Raw genomic sequence first — 643 nt, forward strand, 5'->3', positions numbered from 1 at the left:
GCCGCATCTATGACGGCACGACCGATGCCACGCTCAACACCGCAGAGGCCTTCTTTGACGGCAAGATTCTCAACGATGTGCTGACCGTGGCAAACGCCGACGGCAGCTTCCGTGACAAGAACGCGGGTGACGGCAAGACCGTTGATATCACCGGCATCGCCCTGGGCGGCGCCGACGCCCACAACTACACGCTGGTCAGTACGACAGCGACGGCCACGGCCGATATCGCCAAGGCAGAGATCGCCAGCGTCAATGGCCTTACCGCCGGCAGCCGCATCTATGACGGCACGACCGATGCCACGCTCAGCACCGCAGAGGCATTCTTTGACGGCAAGATCCTCAACGATGTGCTGACCATTGCAAACGCCGACGGCAGCTTCCGTGACAAGAACGCGGGTGACGGCAAGACCGTTGATATCACCGGCATTGCGCTGGGCGGCGCCGACGCCCACAACTACACGCTGGCCAGTACGACAGCCACGGCCACGGCCGATATCGCCAAGGCGGAGATTGCCGGCGTCAACGGCATTGCCGCCGACAGCCGCATCTATGACGGCACGACCGATGCCACGCTCAACACCGCAGAGGCCTTCTTTGACGGCAAGATTCTCAACGATGTGCTGACCGTGGCAAACGCCGACGG

Annotated in this window: 1 protein-coding gene; it reads left to right on the forward strand. The window is 62.5% G+C overall.

The features are described from left to right. Positions 1 to 643: YDG domain-containing protein (locus GVL12_RS25755; RefSeq protein ID WP_200844099.1), on the forward strand; the 643-nt coding region annotated here is incomplete at both ends.

Source organism: Pantoea sp. 18069 (assembly GCF_902706035.1).
Lineage (GTDB): Bacteria > Pseudomonadota > Gammaproteobacteria > Burkholderiales > Burkholderiaceae_C > Comamonas.